Raw genomic sequence first — 21,738 nt, forward strand, 5'->3', positions numbered from 1 at the left:
AGGCACGCTGATCATCGTCCAACACGCTAACCTATTAAGCCGCCCCGACCTTGTCGCTGGGCGGTGGTGCGCATTAGATTAGGAAATAGTCCAAGGCCTTTAGAATAAGCAGAAGGGATAAGCATGGCGCTGAACGACCAATCGACCCAGATTCGCCCAGGTGAAGAACTTGATGCCAGCCTGATCGATCCCTACCTCAAGGCTCACATCCCGGGCTTGAGCGGCACGCCTACGATCAGCCAGTTCCCAGGTGGCGCGTCCAACCTGACCTACCTGTTGGAATACCCCGGTCAGGAGTTCGTGCTACGTCGCCCACCGTTTGGGCACAAAGCCAAGTCCGCCCATGACATGGGCCGCGAATACCGCATTCTCAACCAGCTCAAAGACGGCTTTCCCTACTGCCCCAAGGCCTACGTGCATTGCACCGACGAATCGGTGATCGGTGCCGAGTTCTACGTGATGGAGCGCGTCAACGGCATCATCCTGCGCTCCGACCTGCCGGCCGAGCTGGGCCTGGATGCCGCCAAGACCGAGGCGCTGTGCAAGAGCTTTATCGACAAATTCGTTGAACTGCATCAGGTGGACTACAGCGCCTGCGGCCTGGCGGATTTGGGCAAACCCGAAGGCTACGTTGAACGCCAGATCCGTGGCTGGAGCGATCGCTACGAAAAGGCTCTGACCCCCGACGCGCCACGCTGGGATGCGGTACGCGCCTGGCTGAATGAAAAAATGCCCGCCGACCACCCGACGTCAAGCATCGTGCATAACGACTACCGCTTCGACAACGTGATTCTTGACCCGCATAATCCGATGCAGATCATCGGCGTGCTGGACTGGGAACTGACCACCCTCGGCGACCCGCTGATGGACCTGGGCAACACCCTCGCCTACTGGATCGAAGCCGCTGACCCTGCGCCGGTGCAACTGATGCGCCGTCAGCCAAGCAACGCCCCCGGCATGCTCACCCGCCGCCAGTTCGTCGATTACTACGCTGAACGCGCGGGCCTGCAGATCGACAATTTCGACTTCTACTACACCTACGGCCTGTTCCGCCTGGCCGGTATCGTGCAGCAGATCTACTACCGCTTCTTCCATGGCCAGACCCAGGACAAACGCTTTGCGCAGTTCATTCAAATGAACAAGCTGCTGGAGCAAATGAGCCTGAATGTCATCGGTAAATCAGCCCTCTAAGGAACCCTCATGTCCAAGACCAACCTGTTCGACCTCGATGGCAAGATCGCATTCGTTTCCGGCGCCAGCCGTGGCATCGGTGAAGCGATCGCCAAGTTGCTGGCCCAACAAGGCGCTCACGTGATCGTTTCCAGCCGCAAGCTGGAAGGCTGCCAGCACGTGGCTGATGCAATCATCGCCGACGGCGGCAAGGCCACCGCCGTGGCCTGCCACATCGGCGAGATGGAGCAGATCACCCAAGTGTTCGCCGGCATTCGCGAACAGTTTGGTCGCCTGGATATCCTGGTGAACAACGCTGCGACCAACCCGCAATTCTGCAACGTGCTGGACACCGATCTCGGTGCGTTCCAGAAGACCGTTGACGTGAACATCCGTGGCTATTTTTTCATGTCGGTGGAAGCCGGCAAGCTGATGCGCGAAAACGGCGGCGGCAGCATCATCAACGTAGCGTCGATCAACGGGATTTCGCCGGGTGTATTCCAGGGCATCTATTCGGTGACCAAGGCCGCTGTGATCAACATGACCAAGGTGTTCGCCAAGGAATGCGCCGAGTTCGGCATTCGTTGCAACGCCCTGTTGCCGGGCCTCACCGACACCAAGTTCGCCTCGGCCCTGGTGAAGAATGACGCAATCCTGAAAATGGCCCTGGCGCAGATCCCCCTCAAGCGTGTGGCGGATCCAAGCGAGATGGCCGGCGCGGTGCTGTTCCTGGCCAGCGATGCATCCAGCTACACCACGGGTGTGTCGCTGAATGTGGATGGCGGTTTCCTGTCCTGAAAGCCGCACTCTATGTGGGAGCTGGCACATTCAAGCATTCGGCGGCTGCTGCCGAAAGCTCACCGCCAGGCGGTTCCAGCCACTGATGCTGGACACCGCCATGGTCAGGTCCACCAGCTCCTGCTCACTGAATTCCACGCGTACAGCCGCGTACAATTCATCCGATACCGTCGAGGTCGGCAGCGTCGCCACCGATTCACTCCAGGCGAGTGCCGCCTTTTCCCGTGCCGTGAAAAACGGCGAGTCACGCCATACGCACAACGCGAACAAGCGTCGCTCGGTTTCGCCGCGCTGGCGCGCCGCCATTGAGTGCATGTCTGTGCAAAACCCACAGCCGTTGAGCTGCGAGACACGAATCTTGATCAGCTCCAGCAAGGGCTTTTCGATGGACAAACCAAAGGTTGTCGCCTCCAGCATCAGCATGCCCTTGAGCGCTTGCGGCGAGGCGGTGTAGTAATCGAGGCGAGGTTCCATGGAACGGTTCTCTGGCGTAGGGCGCAATGACAAACCAGCCTAGAGTCCGCAAGGCATAAGCCCTATAGCCAATCAGCCGGTTTATGCGCAGACCATTTTGAGCCTGTCACGCAGGCGCGTAATCTTGGCAAAGAGTGAATGCCCGGGATAAGACATGGAACTGCACGTTGTGATCAACGGCCGCAAGGATCTGGCCGAACAGTTGTACCAACAGCTGCACGAAGCCATCGGCTCCGGACGCCTGGCCGCTGGCGCGCAATTGCCGCCCAGCCGCTTGCTTGCCGAGCAACTGGGCATATCGCGCAAGACCGTGTCCGACACCTACGCCACCCTCACCTACGAAGGCCTGCTGGTCGGCAAGACGGGCCGTGGCACCTTCGTCAACGCCCGCGCACCGCAGTCCGAACGCCTGCAAACCGCCACCGACCTGGCCTGCGCCGCCAACCTGGCGAAGTGGCAGTCGCTGCCCTCGCCCATGCGCCACCCCACGCGCGACAGCACGCTGCGTTACGAATTTATCGGCGGTGCCACCAGCCGCAACCAGTTCCCCCAGGATGAATGGCGGCGCTGCACCCAGGACGCGCTGCGCCGGATTGCCCAGAACAGTGGGTTCTACAGCCAACCCGAAGGCTTGCCTGCGTTGCGCAGTGCAATCGCCGGGCATATCGCGTTCTCGCGCGGCGTGAAATGCCGCGACAGCGACATCATCGTCACCAACGGCGCACAGCAGGCGCTGGATTTGATCGCACGCGTGGTGCTGGAACCGGGCAGCATTGTCGCCATGGAAGACCCCGGCTACAGCCCCGCACGCCAGTTGTTCATGGCAATGGGCGCCAACGTTGCCAGTGTGCCGGTGGATGCACAGGGCATTCGCGTCGACCAGATTCCCGACGGCACGCGGCTGATCTACGTGACGCCCTCACATCAGTTCCCCCTTGGCATGCCCATGAGCCCGCCACGCCGTGAAGCCTTGCTGGCGCGGGCGCTAGAGCTGGGCGCGATCATTATCGAGGACGACTACGACAGCGAGTTCCGCTACGAGGGGCGCCCTACCGACTCCCTGCAAAGCATGGACACCCGTGGCCTGGTGACCTACGTCGGCACCTTCTCGAAAACGTTGCTGCCCGAGCTACGCCTGGGCTACGCGGTGCTGCCACCGGCGATTCATGGCGCGGTGCTCAAAGCCAAGCAATTGACCGACCAGCACAGCTCGACACTGCCGCAATGGGCATTGGCCAAATTCATCAGCGAAGGCTACCTGCTCAAGCATATCCGCCGCTGCCACACGGTCTATGCCGGGCGCCGCGAGCGCATCCTGCAGCGCTTGGCGGGGGATTTGTCGCCGTGGTTCGACGCCGTGCCGACCGTGGCCGGGTTCCACATGGCTGCATTGTGCAAGGTGCCGGTCAACATCCCGCTGCTGATGGAGCTGGCGCGGCAGGTCGAAGTGGGTCTGTACCCCCTGGATGTGTTCTTCCACGACGCTCCGGTACGTCCTGGCCTGATCATCGGCTTCGGCGCCATCGAAACCCTGGACATCGACCCGGCGCTGGACAAGGTCCGCGATATTCTCCAGCAGATTGGCTAGGCGGTTTTCCGCTGGATTGGTCATTGGTCACCCAGGCGCTGCGGCGTAGGGTGAAGAGGTCTCGAATGACTTGGAAACCTCGCCATGAAACGACTGCTCGCCAGCGCGCTGATGTTCACCTCGCTCACCGCCTTTGCCCACGAACCGGTTTACAACCAGGAATCGATCAAGGTTCTGCAAGAGCACGCGCTGACCAATGTGCCCGGCAAGAAAACCATCCTGCTCACCGTCGATTATGCCCCCGGCCAGGCCACTGTGCCCCATAGCCACACCGGCACCGCCGTGGCTTACGTGCTGGAGGGCGTGGTGACTTCGCGGGTGAATGAGGAGAAGGCGAAGACCTACACAGTGGGTGAGTCGTTCTACGAACCGGCGGGTTCGCGGCACTTTGAATCGAGCAATGCCAGCCAGACAAAACCGGCCAAGTTGCTGGTGGTGATGGTGTTGGATGACAAGGCTGAGGTGCTGACACCCCTTCCACACTAATCAGCCACACCACCACCCCCCTGTGGGAGCAGGGATTCAGGGCCGCTTGAACTGCCGCCGCAGCGTTTCAATTCGCGGCCGGCAATAGCAGCCTTCCAGATGATCATTGACCATCCCCATCGCCTGCATCAGCGCATACATCGTGGTCGGGCCGACAAACGTCCAACCCCGCTTCTTCAGGGCTTTCGACAAACGTTCGGAAGCCGGTGAGGTGGGGTTACCCGTCCAGTAAGCCATGTCCACCAAGGCCGGGCGCTCATCGTCAGCGGGCTCAAACGCCCACAACCACCGTGCCAGCGAGCCGGTCTCCTCCACCAACTCACACGCCCTGCGCGCATTGTTGAGGGTGGACACGATCTTCGCGCGATTACGCACGATGCCCGGGTCCTGCATCAGCCGCTCGATATCCGCCTCGCCGTACTGCGCCACCCGGCGAAAATCAAAACCTTCGAACGCCGCGCGAAACTGCTCGCGTTTGCGCAGGATGGTGATCCAGGCCATGCCTGCCTGAAAACCTTCCAGGCAGATCTTCTCGTACAGCTGGATGTCATCCGCTACCGGCACGCCCCACTCACAGTCGTGGTAATGCGGGTATTCCGGCGCTGCGGTGCGCCAGGTGCAATGGGTGCGCCCGGTTTCGTCGGTGGTCAGTCCTGGCTGGTCCATCTATCACCTCATAGGCCGAGCGGCGGATGATAAGCGAAAAAAATCCCGCCCCGCCAACCGCTCAAGCATCGCCCTCACCGACCAACTGGTCAGACCGGGACCCGTCAACTGGCAAATAATGACTTGTTATTTCAAAAATACCTGGCCTAGACTGGCCCCGCACTGGACTTACCGGTATGACCACAACAATTAAGCCCTGGAACCACCAGGGCACCGAATAGAGATCCCTCCCATGCTCAGATGGTGCTCGCGTTCGATTTTCCTGCAAGTCGTGATCGGCCTGATGTTAGGCATAATCTGCGGCCTGGCCCTTCCCGAATTCTCCTCGCAACTCAAACCCTTGGGCGACGGCTTTATCAAGCTGATCAAGATGCTGATCGGCCTGATCGTGTTCTGCGTGGTGGTCAGCGGCATCTCCGGCGCCGGCGACCTGAAGAAAGTCGGACGCATTGGCCTCAAGTCGGTGATCTACTTTGAAGTGCTGACCACCATCGCCCTGGTGATCGGCCTGATCATGGCCTTCAGCACCGGTATCGGCACTGGCGCCAATATCCACCTGGAACAGCTCTCCTCCGCCGGCCTCAATGAACTGGCCGACAAGGGCCAGCACATCAAGGGCACCAGCCAATTCCTGATGGACCTGATCCCCAACTCGGTGATCGGCGCTTTCGCCGAGAACAACGTGTTGCAGGTGCTGCTGTTCTCGGTGCTGTTCGGCAGTGCGCTGAACCTGGTGGGCGAAGCGGCCTCCGGCATCACGCGGCTGATCAATGAACTGAGCCACGTGATTTTCCGCATCATGGGCATGATCGTGCGCCTGGCGCCAATCGGCGTATTCGGCGCGATCGCCTTCACCACCAGCACCTACGGCCTGGACTCGCTGCAACATCTGGGCAGCCTGGTGGGCCTGTTCTACCTGACCTGCTTCGCTTTCGTCGCGCTGATTCTCGGCTTGGTGATGCGCGTGTCGGGGCTGCGCATGTGGCCGCTGCTCAAGTACCTGCGTGAAGAACTGCTGATTGTCATGGGCACCGCCTCTTCCGACGCCGTGCTGCCGCAGGTCATGCGTAAACTTGAGCACCTGGGTATTGGCAGTTCCACCGTCGGCCTGGTGATTCCAACCGGGTATTCGTTCAACCTCGATGGCTTTTCGATCTACCTGACCCTGGCCATCGTGTTTATCGCCAATGCCACCGGTACACCGCTGTCGATGACCGACCTGATGACCATCTTGCTGGTGTCGCTGATTACCTCCAAGGGTGCCCACGGCATTCCAGGGTCGGCCCTGGTGATTCTGGCGGCCACGCTTACGGCGATCCCGGCGATTCCGGTGGTGGGCCTGGTGCTGGTGCTGGCGGTGGATTGGTTCATGGGCATCGGCCGTGCATTGACCAACCTGATCGGCAACTGCGTCGCCACCGTGGCCATTGCCCGCTGGGAGAAAGACATCGATATCCAGCGTGCCAACAAGGTCCTCGATGGTCACCAAGGCTACGCCTTCCAGGCGAAGAAACCGGTGCTGCCGGCGCATCAGGAGTTCTGAGCAAGCGACACGGTTCAAATGTGGGAGCTGGCTTGCCAGCCTCCCACATTGGCTCAACGCCAGTTTAATTATTGTATTTGCAACTTAAAGGAGTGTACGACGTGATCAGCACCTCAACCGTCGTCAATTCAGTCGTAGAAAAACTGCGCGCCGCACTCAAGCGGGGCCAGTGGCGACGCGGCGAAATGCTCCCCGGCCAGCGCGAACTGGCCGAACAAATGGGCATCAGCCGCCCCAGCCTGCGCGAAGCCGTGATCGTCCTGGAAACCCTTGGCCTGGTGCGCTCCATGCCCGGCAAAGGCGTGGTGGTGCTGGAGACCAGCGTCAGCGAGCCGCAATCCAGCGACGCCGTGGCCGACGCCAGCCTGGAAGATATCCTGCAACTGCGCTACACCCTTGAACCCTTCATCGTCGGCCTGGTGGCCCAATCCATCAGCAGCAAAGAGGTCGGCCAATTGCGCCTGACCTTGATGGACATGCGCGAAGCCCTCGACGCCGGCGACGCCGAAGCCGGCATGAACGCCTACATCGACTTCCATGAAGAACTGTTCGCCCTGACCTCCAACCCGATCTTCCAGAACGTGGTGCAGCAAACCAGCAATGCCCTCAAGCAAAGCGCCCAAGTGCTGCGCAACTCGCCCGAGCACCTGGCGGAGCGCCTGCGAGAGAACGAGGCCGTGGTGCGCGCCATCCGCAACAAAAACAGCGCCCTGGCCAGTGCGGAAATGCGTCGGCACATCCTTCAGGAAGGCCTGCGCATGGGCATTCGTTTGAACATCCCGGACGACCATCTGGGCAGCTGACTTTCTGGAGACAGGCCATGACCGCTCACGCGCTGCAACGCGATCCCATCCTCCCTGCCCTGCGCCTGGTCGCCGGTAAAAAGCCTTCGGTGGACGACATCTACCCGCAGCTGTTCGACGCCATCCTCGAACAACGCATTGCCCCGGCCAGTCGTTTTACCGAAGAAGGCCTGGGCGAAATCTTTGGCGTGAGCCGCAGTGTGATTCGCCGGGTCCTGGCAAAACTGTCCCATCAGCAAGTGATCATCCTGCGCCCCAACCAACGGGCCCAGGTCGCCGCGCCGGACCCGCAGCAAACCCGGCAAATTCTCGAAGCACGGCGCCTGACTGAAATGACCGTGGTGCAACTGGCCTGCGCGCACGCCACACCGACCCAGGTACGCCAGTTACGCGAGCTGATTGCCCGCGAGCGCGAGTGCATCGAGCGCGACCAGCGTGGGCCGGCGATTCGGCTGTCGGGAGAGTTTCATCTGCAATTGGCAGCGATGGCGCGCAATGCACCGCTGGCGCAGTTCCTTAACAGTTTGGTGCCGCTGACGTCGTTGATCATTGCCCAATACGAAGCAAAAGCCTGCACGTATTGCGCGTGGCAGGAACATGCGGCGATTGTGGATGCAGTGGAGCAGCGTGACTCAACTACCGCGGTGGCGCTGATGACCCAGCATCTGGACCACCTGGAAACTAAATTACTGAAGCACCACTGACCCCAAGGTAGATGGAGATCAAAATGTGGGAGCTGGCTTGCCTGCTCCCACAGTTGCCCTGCATCGTTTGTCAGAAGGTGTTCCAACAAAAAGCCCCCGAATCTCACGATACGGGGGCTTTTGTTTTACCGCTTGATCAAGCCGGTTGCAGCACCGACTGACCACTCAACGCCAGGTCCAGCAACTCACGGTTGGCCACTGCATACATGGCGTAGTCCGTGCCCACAGCGGCACGAATCTCAACCATCATCGCCACCCAACGCTCGGCCATGTCCTTGTGCTGCTCAAGCCACAGGGCCACGCGGGCTTCCATGTCTTGTGGCGCGTCGGCCATTTGCAGGACGGAGATGGTGATCGCGCGTTGCTGCCAGTCCACGTCATCACGGAAGGCTTCGCGGGCCTGGGCCTGCCAGTTGTTGGCCACTGGCAAATCGCTGATCTGCTGCAGGTACCATGGCAAGTCCAGGGCGCTGCCGACGGCGAAGTAGGCCTTGGCCACTTCAGCGGCGTCGTGCCCCGTTACATCGGCGGCTTCGATGATCGGCAGCAAGGTGTACAGGTGGGTAGTACCTGCAACCATGCGTGCCAACAGCTCAGGAACACCGGCTTCGGTGTAGGCCTGGTAACGGTTCTGCCAGCCTTCGCGAGTCGGGCCTTCCAGCAGTTCGTCGAGCTTGAGGCCCAACGCCGCCAGGTGCGGACCAAAGTGCGCGGTGTCACGACCAGCGTCCTGCTCGTTACGACGGCTGCGCAGGAACCAGCGCGTGGCGCGCCGACCCAGGCGCATCAGCTCATCCATCAATTCCAGTTGCACGTCAGCCGACACCTGGTGGTCCAGGGCTTCGATCTGGCGGAACCAGTGCGGGAGGTGGAAGATGTCACGCACGATCACATAAGCACCCGCCACATTCGCCGGGCTCATGCCCGTCGACTCCTTGAGTCGTTGCACGAAGGTGATGCCCATGTGGTTGACCAGGTCGTTGGCGATCTGGGTGCTGACAATCTCGCGCTTCAGACGGTGGCGACGCATGGCCTCGCCGAACTTGGCCACCAGGCTCGGTGGGAACGCGGTCTCCATGTCACGGGTGAGGTACTCGTCATCCGGCACCAGCGACTTGAGCAGCGCTTCCTTGAGGTCGATCTTGCTGTACGAGATCAGCACCGACAGCTCCGGACGGGTCAGGCCCTTGCCGTTCGCGGCGCGCTCGGTGAGCTGTTCCTCGGTCGGCAGGTACTCGATGGCGCGGTCCAACTTGCCACGGCCTTCCAAGTCGCTCATCAGGCGTTTGTACTCGGCGGCACGCTCGTAGGCACGGCGCGCCGCCAGGGACAGGGCCTGGGTCTGCTTGTAGTTGTTGCCCAACACCAGGTTGCCGACTTCGTCGGTCATGCTCGCCAGCAACTGGTTGCGTTGCTTGTCGGTCATGTCACCGGCCTGCACCACTTCGTTGAGCAAGATCTTGATGTTCACTTCGTGGTCGGAGCAGTCCACGCCACCGGCGTTGTCGATGAAGTCGGTGTTGGAACCGCCGCCATTGAGGCCGAATTCCACACGACCCAGTTGGGTCATGCCGAGGTTACCGCCCTCGCCTACCACTTTGCAGCGCAGCTCGTTGCCATTGACGCGCAGTGCGTCGTTGGCCTTGTCGCCCACATCGGCGTGGCTTTCGGTGCTGGCCTTGACGTAGGTGCCGATACCGCCGTTCCACAACAGGTCTACCGGCGCTTTGAGCAAGGCGTTCAGCAATTCGGTCGGGGTCAGCTTGTCGGCCGCGATGTCGAAGCGCTCTTTCATCTGTGGCGAGATGGCAATGCTCTTCGCGCTGCGCGAGAAGATACCGCCGCCTTCGGACATGATGCTGGTGTCGTAGTCGGTCCAGGCCGAACGCGGCAGCTCGAACATGCGCTGGCGCTCGACGAAGCTGGTGGCCGGGTTCGGGTTTGGATCGATGAAGATATGCAGGTGGTTGAAGGCCGCGACCAGTTGCAGCTTGTCGGACATCAACAGGCCGTTACCAAACACGTCACCGGCCATGTCGCCGACGCCCACAACCGTGATGCTGTCTTCCTGCACATTGATGCCGCGCTCACGGAAGTGACGCTGCACACCGACCCACGCGCCCTTGGCGGTGATGCCCATTTTCTTGTGGTCGTAACCGGCGGAACCACCGGAAGCAAACGCATCGCCCAGCCAGAAGCCGTAGTCGATGGCGATGCCGTTGGCGATGTCGGAGAAGGTCGCAGTGCCCTTGTCCGCAGCCACCACCAGGTACGGGTCATCGTCGTCATGGCGCACAACGTTGGCCGGCGGTACCAGGGCGCCGTCTTTCAGGTTGTCGGTGATGTCCAACAGGCCGGAAATGAAGATGCGGTAGCAGGCGATGCCTTCGGCCGCGATCTCGTCCCGGCTGCCGCCCAGTGGCAGGCGACGCGGCAGGAAGCCGCCCTTCGCACCCACTGGCACGATGACCGAGTTCTTCACTTGCTGGGCTTTTACCAGGCCAAGCACTTCGGTACGGAAGTCTTCTTCACGGTCGGACCAGCGCAAACCGCCACGCGCGACGTTGCCGAAGCGCAGGTGCACACCTTCAACCCGTGGCGAGTACACGAAGATCTCAAACTTCGGCACTGGCTTAGGCAGCTCAGGAATCGCGTGCGGGTTGAACTTGAAGCTGAAGTACGACTTGTTCTGACCGTTGGCGTCGGTCTGGTAGAAGTTGGTACGCAGGGTGGCCTTGATCAGGTCCAGGTAGCGACGCAGGATGCGGTCTTCGTTGAGCACCTGAACATCGTCCAGTGCGGTGAGGATCGCTTGTTCCAGGCGTTGCTGCTTGTCTTCCAGGTCTTCGGCGGTGAGTTTGCGCGCCAGGTAGAAACGGGTCTTGAACAACCGGGTCAACTCGCGAGCGATGTCGGTGTGGTTGTTCAGGGTGCTGGCGATGTAACCCAGGTCAAAGCCCAGGCGGATCTGCTTCAGGTAACGGGCGTAGGCACGCAGCAAGGCCACGTCACGCCAAGGCAGGCCGGCAGTCAGTACCAGGCGGTTGAACGCATCGTTCTCGGCGTCGCCATGCACGATATGCACGAACGCGTCCTGCAGGGTGTCGTTGAGCTGCTGGATGTCCAGGTTCACGCCTTCGGCGGCGATGAACGCGAAGTCATGGATCCAGAACTCACGACCATTGGCGTGGCGCAGGCGATACGGGAACTCACCCAGCACGCGCAGGCCGAGGTTTTCCAGGATCGGCAGCACGTCGGACAACGCCAGCGGGGTGTCGGCATGGTAGAGCTTGCAATGCAGCTCGCGTTGGCCGGAAACCTGGCCCAGCGGCTGATAGAAGCTCATTACCAGTGGGTTGGCTTCGGTGAGGCTGAGCAGGTGCTGCATGTCGACCACGGCCGAATGTGCGGCAAAACGCTCACGGTAGCCGGCCGGGAAGCCTTTGGGGAAGTCGGCCAGCACGTTGGTGCCGTGGGCTTCACCGAAGCTCTCCACCACCAGGCTGGCGTAGTCGTCCTGCCAGCTGCGGCAGGCTTGCACCACTTCTTTTTCCAGTTGCAGCGGGTCGATGTCCAGGCGGTTCTTCGGGTCAACCCGCAGAATCAGTTGCACGCGCGCCAGCACGGACTCGGAGAAGAAGGTCCAGAATTCGCAATCCGAGGCTTTCAGGCGATCCATCAGTACTTGCTGGATTTTCTGACGCACTTCGGTGGAATAGATGTCGCGCGGCACATAAGCCAGGCAGTAGCAGAAACGACCGTACGGGTCTTTGCGCAGGAACACGCGGATCTTGTTGCGTTCCTGGATCTGCACGATCGACATCACGGTGCTGAACAGCTCGTCGACCGGCGTCTGGAACAGGTCATCACGCGGCAGCACCTCAACGACTTGAGCAAGCTCCTTGCCCAGGTGAGCCTTGGGCTGGAAGCCGGAACGGCGTTCGATTTCCGCGACCTTGCGACGGATATAAGGAATGACCCGCACGCTTTCGCCATACACCGAGGACGTGTACAGGCCCATGAAACGGTGTTCCTTGATGACCTTGCCGTCGGCGCTGATCTCACGGATCGACACGTAGTCCGGATACGCCGGGCGGTGCACGCGGCTCGGGTGCGCAGCCTTGGCGAACGACAGTACGGTCGGTTCACGCAGGTAGGCCACGGCATAGTCTTCGATGCGCAGGTCGTCGGCGGTGAGACCGGCGCGCAGCAGTTTGGTCAGACCGAGGAACGAATCGGCGTCATATTCGATATGACCGCCATCCGCCTCGTCACGTACCACAAACTCTTCATAGCCGAGGAAGGTGAAGTGGTTGCCCACCAGCCATTCCAGGAAGTTCTTGATCTCGGCTTTTTCTTCGCCGTCGATGCTGAACTGGCTGGCGTCGATACCGGCCAGCAGGTCCTGGACCTTGGCTTTCATCGGTTCGAAATCAGCCACGGCCACGCGCACTTCGCCCAGCACCTGCTCAAGCTCTTTGCTCAGCACGTTCAGTTCGGCGGCGTTGGCGCAGCGGTCGATTTCCAGGTACATCAGCGATTCTTGCTGGATGCCTTCGCCCTGGGTGCCTTTCGGCAGGATTTCCAGCAGCTCGCCCTTGGCACCACGACGTACGCTGAGCACGGTGGTTTGCAAGGTGTGGATGCTGTAGCCACGGCGGTTCAGTTCGGTACGGACCGAGTCCACCAGGAAAGGCAAGTCATGGTGCAGCACTTCGACCGCGGTGTGGGTCGACTGCCAGCCATGACGTTCATAATCGGGGTTGTAGACCCGCACCTGCGGTTGGGTGTGGTCAAAGCGCTCAAGCAGGCGCCACGCAGAGAGGGTGCAGCCGGCCAGGTCGGAAAGGCGACGCTGGGTCAGTTCGTCCAGGGAAATGATGCCGAAGAATTGTTCAGCAAACAGCGCCACTTGTGGCAGTGCCTGTTCACTGATGTGCTGGGCCAGTGCCGCTTGCAGTTGATGCTGGAAGTCGGCCTTGCTGGCTGCGGTGAAGAACGCCATCTGTGGTACTCCGCTTGGGCTTGTTATTGATGGAAGCGTCGCGTGTTATCCCCTTGCGGGGAGACCGTCAGCTCTGTTCGCTGGTAATTCTGGAAACACCATAAACGAATCAGAGTGACAGGTGGGTGAAGCTGGACAAGACAATGAGGTCACATACAACTTCCATAAGATGCGCACCTTGCCGGGTGACGTTACGACGGGCAGGTCAAGCGCCTGGCACGTGCACATCCGTTGCGCAGCTTAACGAGTGTAGGAAGACAGCTGCTTGCGACGCTGCGACATATTCGGTCATCGGTAAGCAGGCTCGGGGTTGCGACTTGGGCAACCCGGATTTCCAGGTAGAAAAACCGGCGTTTTTCAATCCCCCGAGTACCAGAAATGACTGATTCAGCCCGCCAGGTCATGCACGGGGTCTGACACAGGATGCAGCACAAAATTCGTCGCAATGGCACAATTGCCCCCATCACGCCCTACCCCAGACAGGATTCCCCATGCTGCAGCTGAAAACCGACGCCCTGATGGTCACCCCGTGCGACGACGAAGAAGACAACATGGCCATGCTCTGCTGCCACGGCAAGAACGGCGAGATGTTCATGCTCACCCGTTACCCCGATGAAGACGAAGTCGAACTGACCTGGGATTACGAGCCGTCGACCCTGGATGGGTTGAAGGTCACGCTGAGTGAGACGACCGTGCTGGTAGAAGTCGCCGCCGGCGATGCCGACGCGCTGGGTGGTAAGGATCAGCTGCAGATCACCCATGCCACGGCCGCGTCGGACATGGCCGAAGTTGAAGAAACCCTGCAGAACATCCTCAAAGGCACCGGCACTTTCACCCGAATTTAAACTGCACCAACGATCAACTGTGGGAGCTGGTCGTAACCCTCTACACATCTTCAAAGTGAACGTGCGTAGCAGCTGTCGAGCCCCGGCGAGGCTGCGTCAGCGGTGTGTCAGACAAGCCGCAAACGCAGCCTCGCCGGGGCTCGACAGCTGCTACGCAGAGGGCTCGCTCCTGATAGGTAGATACCAATGGTGCGATGGCATCAACCCGGTCTGGCTGACACACCGAGTCGCCTGCATCGCAGGCAAGCCAGCTCCCACATGAACGGTGTGCTCAACAGAATTGGTGCGCCACACACAAAATTCCTACAAGTTTTCCGAAAAATACCCGTCACGCCGTTAGTCGCCACCCCCTGCCATGCATTAAAGTAAGCCCCCCAAGCCCGACGCTTTTTTCACGGCACTCAGGCTCATCTCTCCAGGAACCGTCATCGATGGAACATCGTGAAGCGCTGCTTGCGCTGCGAACTTTTCTTTCTACGCAGATTCTCGGCCAGGAAAAACTCATCGATCGCTTGCTGATCGCCTTGCTCGCTGACGGCCATATGCTCGTAGAAGGCGCGCCGGGCTTGGCCAAGACCAAGGCCATCAAAGAGCTGGCCGAAGGCATAGAAGCGCAGTTCCATCGAATCCAGTTCACCCCCGACCTATTGCCAGCCGACATCACTGGCACCGAGATCTATCGCCCGGAAACCGGTAGTTTCGTGTTCCAACAGGGGCCGATCTTCCACAACCTGGTGCTGGCCGACGAAATCAACCGCGCACCGGCCAAGGTGCAATCGGCGTTGCTGGAAGCCATGGCCGAGCGCCAGGTCAGCGTCGGACGCAGCACCTATGACCTGTCGCCGCTGTTCCTGGTGATGGCCACGCAAAACCCCATTGAGCAGGAAGGCACCTACCCGCTGCCCGAAGCCCAGCTCGACCGCTTCCTGATGCACGTCAAGATCGGCTTCCCCGACGCCGCAGTCGAACGACGCATCCTGCAACAAGCGCGTGGCGAAGCGCTGAACGGCGAAACCAAGCCTGAGCGCCGCGTCAGCCAACAGGCGATCTTCGCCGCGCGCAAGGAAATCCTCGGTTTGTACATGGCCGATGCAGTGGAGGAATACCTGGTGCAACTGGTGATGGCCACGCGCACTCCAGCCAAGTTCGACCCGGAGATGGCCGAGTGGATCGCCTATGGCGCCAGCCCACGCGGCTCCATCGCCCTCGACCGCTGCGCCCGCGCCCATGCCTGGCTGGCCGGTCGCGACTTCGTCAGCCCGGAAGATATCCAGGCGGTGCTGTTCGACGTGCTGCGCCATCGCATCATTCTGTCGTTCGAGGCCGAAGCCGCCGGCATTGACCAGGACCGCGTGGTGCAACGCATTCTTGACGTCGTTGCCGTCGCTTGAAACCCATGAACGCCAGCGATGGAATCCGCGTCACGCTCAGCGAATTGATCGAGATGCGCCACCGTGTGCGCGAAGTGCAGCTGTTTTCCACGCCGAGCCAGCGCAGCCCGCTGATCGGCCTGCACCACTCCAAGCTGCGCGGGCGCGGTGTCGACTTCGACCAGGTGCGCGTGTACCAGGCCGGCGACGATGTGCGCACCATCGACTGGCGCGTGACCGCGCGCACCCAGGAACCGCACACCAAGCTGTTCCACGAAGAACGCGAGCGGCCGATCTTCATCATGGTCGAGCAAAGCTGCCGGCTGTTTTTCGGCTCAGGGCAAATGTTCAAATCGGTGCTGGCGGCCCAGGCGGCCAGCCTGATCGGCTGGGCGGCGCTGGGGCATAACGACCGCGTGGGCGGGCTGGTGTTCGGCGATAGCGAGCACTACGAAATCAAGCCGCGCCGCAGCAAACAAAGTCTGCTGCAACTGCTCAACCGGTTGGTGCGCGTCAACCAGAGCCTGAACACCGAAAGCCGCCCCGAGACTGATGCCCTGGGCATGGCACTGCGCCGTGGCCGCGAAGTGCTGCGCCCCGGCAGCCTGGTGATTGTGATCTGCGATGAACGCGCGCTCACCGAAGGTGCCGAGCAACAGCTTAGTCTTTTGTCGCGGCACTGCGACCTGCTGCTGTTGCCCATCTCCGATCCGCTGGACCACGCTCTGCCCGCCGCCGGGCTGCTGCGTTTCGCCGAACGCGGTGCCCAGCTGGAACTGGACACGCTGAACGTCGATTTGCGCCAGGCCTACAAGGCCCAAGCCGAAGCACGCATCGCCCGCTGGGAACTGCTCGCCCAGAAGCTGCGCATCTTATTGATGCCCTTGAGCACCCAGAGCGAAATGGTCGAGCAACTGCGCGAGTACCTCAACCCGCAACGTCCGGTTAAAAAACAATGAGCAGCCTTGACCAACTGCAACCGCTGATCGCCCCGCCAGCCATCGGCTTTTGGCCGCCTGCGCCGGGCTGGTGGTTGTTGCTGCTGGTGATTCCACTGCTCGGCTGGGGGCTTTGGTCACTGCGACGCTTTCTGCCAACCCGTCGCCCCATCGCCCGCGCCGAGCAACCGCTGGACCCATTGCGCATCGCCGCCCTCGCGGAACTGGCGCTGATGCCCAAACCCTACGACGGGGCCCCGGCCGGCGCGTGGTTGCAGCAACTCAACGGCCTGCTCAAACGCCTGTGCCGCAACGACTATCCCTACAGCCAGAGCCATACCCTCAACGGCCGAAAATGGCTGGCGTTCCTCGACAACCGCTGCCCCGCCGCGGGCCTCACACGCTGGATGGTGTTGGTGGAAGGCGCCTACAAACCCGAATGCAAACTCGACGACAAGGCCATCGCCGGCCTGACCCAAGCCGTCGACACCTGGATTCGCAAACATGTTTGAGTTCGCCTGGCCGTGGATCTTCGCCCTGTTGCCCTTGCCCTGGCTGATGCGGCTTGTGTTGCCGGCAGCCGACAGCGGCGAGCCGGCGTTAAAAGTCAGCTACCTCAGCGACCTTGAGGGCCTGGCTCGCCGCCGCGCCCGCGTCAACCTGCCCGGCTGGCGCCAGCAAGCGCCCTTTGTGGTGCTGTGGCTGCTGTTGTTAACCGCCGCTGCCCGCCCGGAATGGCTTGGCGAGCCGCTGCCGATTGCCGCCAGTGGCCGCGACCTTCTGGTGGCGGTGGACGTGTCCGGCTCCATGGACTTCCCCGATATGAACTGGCAAGACGAGGACGTCAGCCGCTTGAGCCTGGTCAAACACTTGCTCGGCGACTTTCTTGAAGGCCGTGAAGGTGACCGCGTCGGCCTGATCCTGTTCGGCAGCCAGGCCTACCTGCAAGCACCGCTGACCTTTGACCGCCGCACCGTGCGCACCTGGCTGGATGAAGCGCGCATCGGCATTGCCGGCAAGAACACCGCAATTGGCGATGCCATTGGCCTGGCCTTGAAACGCCTGCGTCAGCGCCCGGCGCAGAGCCGTGTACTGATCCTGGTCACCGACGGCGCCAACAACGCCGGGCAGATCGACCCACTGACCGCCGCGCGCCTCGCTGCTGAAGAAGGCGTGAAGATCTACCCGATCGGCATCGGCGCAGACCCGGAACAAACCGGTTCCTTGGGTATCCTCGGCGTCAACCCGAGCCTGGACCTCGACGAACCGGCACTCAAGGCCATCGCCGAGGCTACGGGCGGCCAGTACTTCCGCGCCCGTGATGGCGAAGAGCTGCAAGCGATCAAGGCAACGCTCGACAAGCTCGAACCCGTTGAACAGCAACCCACCCAGGCGCGCCCGGCCCTGGCCCTGTACAGCGCGCCGCTGGCCTTGGCGTTGGTGCTGAGCATGTTGCTGGTGATCCAGGAACGCTGGCCGAACAACGCCTTGCATCGGTGGTTCACCAAATTGTCGAGCAAGGGGATTTTCCTGCAACAGCACCCGGAATGGCGCCAGCGCCTCAAACGCCTGCGATTGCGGAGGCGTCGATGATCGACCTGTGGCCGCACTGGTTCCGCCCTTGGTCGCTGTTGCTCCTGCCATTGCTCGGCTGGTTGCTCTGGCACCTGTGGCATCGGCAAAAGCGCGCCGGGCGTTGGCAGATGATCCTGCCGCCGGCCTTCCACGCCGTGTTGCTCAGTGGTGGCAACGGGCGCGAAAGCAAATCGCCATGGGTGGTGCTCGGCATTGCCTGGCTCTTGGCCGTGCTCGCGCTGCTTGGGCCCAGTTGGCAAAGGGTTGAGCAGTCCAGCCAGAAACCCTCCGATCCTTTGGTGGTGCTGCTGGAGTTGACCCCGGAAATGCTTGCCACCGACAGCCCGCCCAACCGCCTGGAACAGGCGCGGCGCAAGCTGTATGACCTATTGCAGGCACGCACCGATGCGCAGACGGCCATCGTCGTTTACGCCGGCAGCGCCCACACCCTGGTGCCGCTGTCAGACGACCTGGGCACCAGCCGCAACCTGCTCGAAGCCCTGCGCCCGTCAATCATGCCGGAGCCCGGACACCGCGCCGACCTGGCAGTCGAGAAAGCCCTGGGCCTGCTCAAACAAGGCGGCCTCGGCCAGGGTCGTCTGGTGCTGATTGGCTCTTCGCTGTCCAAACAGGAACGCCAGGGCATTCGGCTGCTGCTGCAAAGTAGCCAGGCGCCGACCCTGTCGATCCTCGGTATCGGCAGCCGGGAAGGCACCCCGGTGACTCAGGAAAGTGGCGAGTTTCTCAAGGACGAACAAGGCGCGATCCTGGTGCCACGCCTGGACAGCCCGACGCTCAAGGCCTTCGCCAGCGAAATGGGCGGTCGCTACCGCGCCGCCCGCCTGGACGACAAGGACCTGCGCCAACTCGGTGTACTGGACCCGCCACACACCTTGCGCAACGACGGTCAACTGCTGCACCTCGACACCTGGGCAGACCAGGGTTACTGGCTGCTCCTGCCGCTGTTGCTGCTCGCTGCCTGCGCCGGTCGGCGTGGCTGGTTGTTCTGCCTGCCCCTGCTGCTGTTGAGCGCGCCGCAACCCAGCTATGCCTTCGGTTTGCAGGACCTGTGGCTGCGTCCCGACCAACAAGGCCAATACCTGCTGAAGAAGAAACGCCCCGCCGAAGCCGCCGAACACTTCGAAGACCCGCAGTGGCAGGGCGTAGCGCTCTACGAAGCCGGCAACTATGCCGAGGCCATCAAGCGTTTCGCCGAGGGCAATGACGCCTACGCCCACTACAATCGGGGTAACGCCCTGGCCAAGTCCGGTGAGCTGGAGGCCGCCATCGACGCCTACGAACAGGCCCTTGAAGCACAACCCGACTTGCAACCGGCCCTGAAAAACAAAGCGCTGGTGGAAACCCTGATGCAGGAAAAAGAGCCGCCCGAACCCGATAAGCCAGCCGATAACGAGGATGACGAAACCACCCAACCCGGCCAAACTGCGCAACCGGGCGCGAGTGGGCAAAGCACCACGGGTGGCGAGCAGTCATCCCAAGGCCAGGGGGAAGCCGGCACCGGCGACACCCAGGCCGGTAATACGCCGCGCGCCCCAGGCAATGAAGTACCGGGCAGCGAACTGGGCGACGAACAAACCACCACCCCGCCGCTGCTTCCTGCCGACGCCAGCCTCGACGGTGAACGTCGCCAGGCCCTGGAGCAATGGCTGCGGGAGATCCCGGACAACCCCGGCGAACTGCTGCGCCGCAAATTCTGGTACGAACAGCAACAACATCAGGACAAGACTCGATGAGCCGCCGCACCACCCTACTGTTCCTGCTCGCACTCTCGGCAGGCCACGCCCAGGCGGCGAGCCTGACCGCCAGCGTCGACCGCAGCCGCCTCAATTCCGGGGAAACGGTGGAGCTCACGGTAGAGTCCAGCGATGTAACGCAGTTCGGCAAACCCGACCTGTCGCCGCTGGATGCGCAGTTCGAAGTCAGCGGTACGCGGCAGATCAACCAACTCACCACGCTGGGCGGCGATAACCACGCCACCACACGCTGGATCATCACGCTGCTGCCCAAGGAAAACGGCACGGTGCTCATCCCGCCCCTGCAAGTAGGCGAGTACAAGACCCAGCCGATCAGCCTGCAAGTGGTAGAAACCGCCAGCCAGAACACAGCCGCCGAACTGGCGCCGGTGTTTGTCGAGGCCAATCTTGACCAGACCAGTGTCTACGTCCAGGCCCAGGCGCTGTTGACCGTGCGCGTGTACCACTCGGTGTCGCTGTATGACGACAGCAGCCTCACGCCGTTGCAGATTGCCGACGCACGTGTCGAGCAATTGGGCGAGTCACGCACCTACGAGAAGGTGATCAACAGCATTCGCCACGGCGTGATCGAAACCCGCTACGCGATTTACCCGCAGCACAGCGGCACATTGGCGATTCCGGCGCAGACGTTCAGCGCGACGCTGGTGGAGTCGCGCCCGCCGCAGGAGAACACGCTGCAAGGTACCAAGCCCGGCAAGCTGATCCACGTCAGCTCGGCGGAGCTGCCGCTGGTGGTCAAGCCCAAGCCGGCGCTGTACCCCGCCGATACGCCCTGGCTACCGGCGCGCAGCCTGATCCTGAGCGAAAGCTGGAACCCGGAGCCTGAGCATGTGCAGGTCGGCGACTCCCTGACCCGCAGCCTCACGGTCAAGGCCGAAGGCCTGTCCAGCGCGCAACTGCCGGCGCTGCCCAGCACCGAGATCAACGGCCTGCGCCGCTACCCGGACCAACCGGTGCTCGGCAACCAGACCAGCGACCGCGGCCTGATCGGCAGCCGCGAAGACCGCGAAGCCCTGGTGCCCACCCGCGCAGGTGCACTGGAACTGCCCGCCGTTGAAGTGGTGTGGTGGAACACCCACGAAGATCACCTTGAGCGCACCAGTCTGCCGGCCCGCACCCTGCAAGTGGCGATCAACCCGAGCCTGGTGGTTGACGCGCCCGCCACGCCTACCGTCATCACCGCCCCCGACGACAACCACCTATGGCTGTGGCAACTCAGCACCCTGCTCCTCGCGTGCACCACCTTGCTCGGTTTTGGCCTGTGGTGGCGCGCGCGCCGGCAGCCCGCCGTACTGCGCGCCGCGCAAACCGGCCCGAGCCCGCGAACCCTGCTCGACGACCTCAAGCGCGCCACCCAGGCCAACGACCCCCAGGCCACCCGCCAAGCCCTCGACGCCTGGGCCCGGCAACAGCCGGAAACCCTGGCGGACATGGCCGCGCGGTTTGTACCGCTGTCGGACGCGTTGGATGGGTTGAACGGCGCGCTCTACAGCGAGGGCGGCCATTATTGGCTGGGTGAAGACCTGTGGCGTGCGGTGAAGGCCATCCCGGTGGCTGAGCGTGAGCTGGATCCGGCCGCCGACACCACCAGCCTGCCGCCGTTGTATCCCAAGTAACGGCAACATCCCTGACGCCACACAAATCAAAATGTGGGAGCGGGCTTGCCTGCGATGGCCAAAGGTATCTACACATTTTCACTGTGATAGTGCGTAGCAGCTGTCGAGCCCCAGCGAGGCTGCGTTTGCGGCCTGTCTGACACACCGCTGACGCAGCCTCGCAGGGGCTCGACAGCTGCTACGCCTGGGGGGGGGGAATAAAGATATGTAGATACTTATGCTGCGATGGCGGTGGATCAGTCAGCTCATTTTTGACTGACACACCGCCATCGCAGGCAAGCCAGCTCCCACAGTTGATCTCCTTCGCCCGCAGGCACCGGGTTCGCATTACAGGTAAACTCCCTTCCTTTTCACCGCCCTTCTCTGTTCATGGCGGCTATTC

General features: G+C 61.8%; 17 protein-coding genes. 14 read left to right on the forward strand and 3 right to left on the reverse strand.

What is annotated here, in order from left to right:
- Positions 1 to 123 precede the first annotated feature (123 nt).
- Positions 124 to 1,191, forward strand: a complete 1,068-nt coding sequence (locus tag HU722_RS16550) for a phosphotransferase family protein (protein WP_065872851.1) — start codon at positions 124 to 126, stop codon at positions 1,189 to 1,191.
- A gap of 9 nt (positions 1,192 to 1,200) precedes the next feature.
- Positions 1,201 to 1,968, forward strand: a complete 768-nt coding sequence (locus HU722_RS16555; protein ID WP_049713006.1) for an SDR family oxidoreductase — start codon at positions 1,201 to 1,203, stop codon at positions 1,966 to 1,968.
- A 30-nt stretch (positions 1,969 to 1,998) separates the two neighbouring features.
- Here the strand turns inward: HU722_RS16555 and HU722_RS16560 are convergent, their stop codons facing one another.
- The gene (locus tag HU722_RS16560; RefSeq protein WP_065872850.1) at positions 1,999 to 2,442 is read right to left on the reverse strand and encodes a carboxymuconolactone decarboxylase family protein; all 444 of its coding nucleotides are present in this window, start codon (positions 2,440 to 2,442) and stop codon (positions 1,999 to 2,001) included.
- A 154-nt stretch (positions 2,443 to 2,596) separates the two neighbouring features.
- On the opposite strand from HU722_RS16560, the gene pdxR reads away from it, so the two are divergent.
- Complete coding sequence (gene pdxR / locus HU722_RS16565) at positions 2,597 to 4,030, forward strand: MocR-like pyridoxine biosynthesis transcription factor PdxR (protein ID WP_065872849.1); 1,434 nt, start codon at positions 2,597 to 2,599, stop codon at positions 4,028 to 4,030.
- Between the two features lie 84 nt (positions 4,031 to 4,114).
- A complete protein-coding gene (locus HU722_RS16570; RefSeq protein ID WP_065890879.1) occupies positions 4,115 to 4,516 on the forward strand; it encodes a cupin domain-containing protein in 402 nt (133 codons plus the stop codon).
- Positions 4,517 to 4,552: 36 nt separating this feature from the next.
- On the opposite strand, the gene HU722_RS16575 is transcribed toward HU722_RS16570, so the two are convergent.
- Positions 4,553 to 5,182 (reverse strand): DNA-3-methyladenine glycosylase I, encoded by a 630-nt coding sequence (locus tag HU722_RS16575; protein ID WP_065880654.1) that lies wholly within the window; start codon positions 5,180 to 5,182, stop codon positions 4,553 to 4,555.
- A 217-nt stretch (positions 5,183 to 5,399) separates the two neighbouring features.
- Between HU722_RS16575 and HU722_RS16580 the strand changes: the two genes are divergently transcribed.
- The 3 genes from HU722_RS16580 (at position 5,400) to HU722_RS16590 (ending at position 8,232) form a co-directional block, all read left to right on the forward strand.
- Positions 5,400 to 6,725, forward strand: coding sequence for a C4-dicarboxylate transporter DctA (locus HU722_RS16580; protein ID WP_175402987.1), 1,326 nt, complete (start codon positions 5,400 to 5,402; stop codon positions 6,723 to 6,725).
- 101 nt (positions 6,726 to 6,826) lie between these two features.
- The gene (locus HU722_RS16585; RefSeq protein ID WP_065872845.1) at positions 6,827 to 7,528 is read left to right on the forward strand and encodes a FadR/GntR family transcriptional regulator; all 702 of its coding nucleotides are present in this window, start codon (positions 6,827 to 6,829) and stop codon (positions 7,526 to 7,528) included.
- Positions 7,529 to 7,545: 17 nt separating this feature from the next.
- Positions 7,546 to 8,232 (forward strand): GntR family transcriptional regulator, encoded by a 687-nt coding sequence (locus HU722_RS16590; RefSeq protein WP_065890878.1) that lies wholly within the window; start codon positions 7,546 to 7,548, stop codon positions 8,230 to 8,232.
- Positions 8,233 to 8,368: 136 nt separating this feature from the next.
- Here HU722_RS16590 and HU722_RS16595 read toward each other — a convergent pair whose 3' ends face one another.
- The gene (locus tag HU722_RS16595; protein ID WP_065890877.1) at positions 8,369 to 13,237 is read right to left on the reverse strand and encodes an NAD-glutamate dehydrogenase; all 4,869 of its coding nucleotides are present in this window, start codon (positions 13,235 to 13,237) and stop codon (positions 8,369 to 8,371) included.
- Between the two features lie 491 nt (positions 13,238 to 13,728).
- Between HU722_RS16595 and HU722_RS16600 the strand changes: the two genes are divergently transcribed.
- From HU722_RS16600 to HU722_RS16630, 7 genes are all read left to right on the forward strand, one after another.
- Positions 13,729 to 14,082 carry a hypothetical protein gene (locus HU722_RS16600; RefSeq protein WP_065872842.1) on the forward strand — a complete coding sequence of 118 codons (354 nt, stop codon included), beginning with the start codon at positions 13,729 to 13,731 and terminating at the stop codon, positions 14,080 to 14,082.
- A 431-nt stretch (positions 14,083 to 14,513) separates the two neighbouring features.
- On the forward strand, positions 14,514 to 15,473 hold the full coding sequence (locus tag HU722_RS16605) for an AAA family ATPase (protein WP_003174327.1): 960 nt from the start codon (positions 14,514 to 14,516) through the stop codon (positions 15,471 to 15,473).
- 5 nt (positions 15,474 to 15,478) lie between these two features.
- A complete protein-coding gene (locus HU722_RS16610) occupies positions 15,479 to 16,411 on the forward strand; it encodes a DUF58 domain-containing protein (RefSeq protein WP_065890876.1) in 933 nt (310 codons plus the stop codon).
- Positions 16,408 to 16,902, forward strand: a complete 495-nt coding sequence (locus HU722_RS16615; protein ID WP_028616472.1) for a DUF4381 domain-containing protein — start codon at positions 16,408 to 16,410, stop codon at positions 16,900 to 16,902. Before HU722_RS16610 ends, HU722_RS16615 begins: the two co-directional genes overlap by 4 nt.
- Positions 16,895 to 17,983 (forward strand): vWA domain-containing protein, encoded by a 1,089-nt coding sequence (locus HU722_RS16620; protein WP_065872840.1) that lies wholly within the window; start codon positions 16,895 to 16,897, stop codon positions 17,981 to 17,983. Before HU722_RS16615 ends, HU722_RS16620 begins: the two co-directional genes overlap by 8 nt.
- Positions 17,980 to 19,719 carry a tetratricopeptide repeat protein gene (locus tag HU722_RS16625; protein ID WP_065890875.1) on the forward strand — a complete coding sequence of 580 codons (1,740 nt, stop codon included), beginning with the start codon at positions 17,980 to 17,982 and terminating at the stop codon, positions 19,717 to 19,719. Before HU722_RS16620 ends, HU722_RS16625 begins: the two co-directional genes overlap by 4 nt.
- Complete coding sequence (locus HU722_RS16630) at positions 19,716 to 21,356, forward strand: BatD family protein (protein ID WP_065890874.1); 1,641 nt, start codon at positions 19,716 to 19,718, stop codon at positions 21,354 to 21,356. Before HU722_RS16625 ends, HU722_RS16630 begins: the two co-directional genes overlap by 4 nt.
- Positions 21,357 to 21,738: the final 382 nt, after the last annotated feature.

It is taken from the genome of Pseudomonas tritici (assembly GCF_014268275.3).
GTDB classification, from domain to species: Bacteria; Pseudomonadota; Gammaproteobacteria; order Pseudomonadales; family Pseudomonadaceae; genus Aquipseudomonas; species Aquipseudomonas tritici.

What these genes read in the sequence shown, in the direction of transcription:
- HU722_RS16615 (WP_028616472.1), top strand. Translation starts at nt 16,408, where the DNA reads ATGAGCAGCCTTGACCAACTGCAACCGCTGATCGCCCCGCCAGCCATC.
- HU722_RS16575 (WP_065880654.1), bottom strand. Translation starts at nt 5,182, where the DNA reads ATGGACCAGCCAGGACTGACCACCGACGAAACCGGGCGCACCCATTGC.
- HU722_RS16620 (WP_065872840.1), top strand. Translation starts at nt 16,895, where the DNA reads ATGTTTGAGTTCGCCTGGCCGTGGATCTTCGCCCTGTTGCCCTTGCCC.
- HU722_RS16600 (WP_065872842.1), top strand. Translation starts at nt 13,729, where the DNA reads ATGCTGCAGCTGAAAACCGACGCCCTGATGGTCACCCCGTGCGACGAC.
- HU722_RS16590 (WP_065890878.1), top strand. Translation starts at nt 7,546, where the DNA reads ATGACCGCTCACGCGCTGCAACGCGATCCCATCCTCCCTGCCCTGCGC.
- HU722_RS16555 (WP_049713006.1), top strand. Translation starts at nt 1,201, where the DNA reads ATGTCCAAGACCAACCTGTTCGACCTCGATGGCAAGATCGCATTCGTT.
- HU722_RS16560 (WP_065872850.1), bottom strand. Translation starts at nt 2,442, where the DNA reads ATGGAACCTCGCCTCGATTACTACACCGCCTCGCCGCAAGCGCTCAAG.
- HU722_RS16550 (WP_065872851.1), top strand. Translation starts at nt 124, where the DNA reads ATGGCGCTGAACGACCAATCGACCCAGATTCGCCCAGGTGAAGAACTT.
- pdxR (WP_065872849.1), top strand. Translation starts at nt 2,597, where the DNA reads ATGGAACTGCACGTTGTGATCAACGGCCGCAAGGATCTGGCCGAACAG.
- HU722_RS16570 (WP_065890879.1), top strand. Translation starts at nt 4,115, where the DNA reads ATGAAACGACTGCTCGCCAGCGCGCTGATGTTCACCTCGCTCACCGCC.
- HU722_RS16605 (WP_003174327.1), top strand. Translation starts at nt 14,514, where the DNA reads ATGGAACATCGTGAAGCGCTGCTTGCGCTGCGAACTTTTCTTTCTACG.
- HU722_RS16595 (WP_065890877.1), bottom strand. Translation starts at nt 13,237, where the DNA reads ATGGCGTTCTTCACCGCAGCCAGCAAGGCCGACTTCCAGCATCAACTG.
- HU722_RS16625 (WP_065890875.1), top strand. Translation starts at nt 17,980, where the DNA reads ATGATCGACCTGTGGCCGCACTGGTTCCGCCCTTGGTCGCTGTTGCTC.
- HU722_RS16630 (WP_065890874.1), top strand. Translation starts at nt 19,716, where the DNA reads ATGAGCCGCCGCACCACCCTACTGTTCCTGCTCGCACTCTCGGCAGGC.
- HU722_RS16610 (WP_065890876.1), top strand. Translation starts at nt 15,479, where the DNA reads ATGAACGCCAGCGATGGAATCCGCGTCACGCTCAGCGAATTGATCGAG.